This window comes from Streptococcus sp. HMSC071H03 (assembly GCF_001813035.1).
In the GTDB taxonomy this organism is placed as follows: Bacteria; Bacillota; Bacilli; order Lactobacillales; family Streptococcaceae; genus Streptococcus; species Streptococcus anginosus.
In genome coordinates, this window is record NZ_KV811152.1 from 1 (window position 1) to 477 (window position 477).

Here is a 477-nt window from a genome sequence, read left to right on the forward strand (position 1 = left end):
CCCTTATGACCTGGGCTACACACGTGCTACAATGGCTGGTACAACGAGTCGCAAGCCGGTGACGGCAAGCTAATCTCTGAAAGCCAGTCTCAGTTCGGATTGTAGGCTGCAACTCGCCTACATGAAGTCGGAATCGCTAGTAATCGCGGATCAGCACGCCGCGGTGAATACGTTCCCGGGCCTTGTACACACCGCCCGTCACACCACGAGAGTTTGTAACACCCGAAGTCGGTGAGGTAACCGTAAGGAGCCAGCCGCCTAAGGTGGGATAGATGATTGGGGTGAAGTCGTAACAAGGTAGCCGTATCGGAAGGTGCGGCTGGATCACCTCCTTTCTAAGGAAAACGGAAGCCATTGGTCGTCATGTTTAGTTTTGAGAGGTCTTGTGGGGCCTTAGCTCAGCTGGGAGAGCGCCTGCTTTGCACGCAGGAGGTCAGCGGTTCGATCCCGCTAGGCTCCATTAGGATAGAATCCTAC

At 54.9% G+C, this 477-nt stretch carries 1 tRNA gene and 1 rRNA gene; both read left to right on the top strand.

The features are described 5' to 3' along the window. Positions 1–335, top strand: a 16S ribosomal RNA gene (locus HMPREF2887_RS02835); the annotation flags it as partial. Positions 336–387: 52 nt separating this feature from the next. Next, a tRNA-Ala gene (locus tag HMPREF2887_RS02840) sits at positions 388–460 on the top strand. Positions 461–477 lie beyond the last annotated feature (17 nt).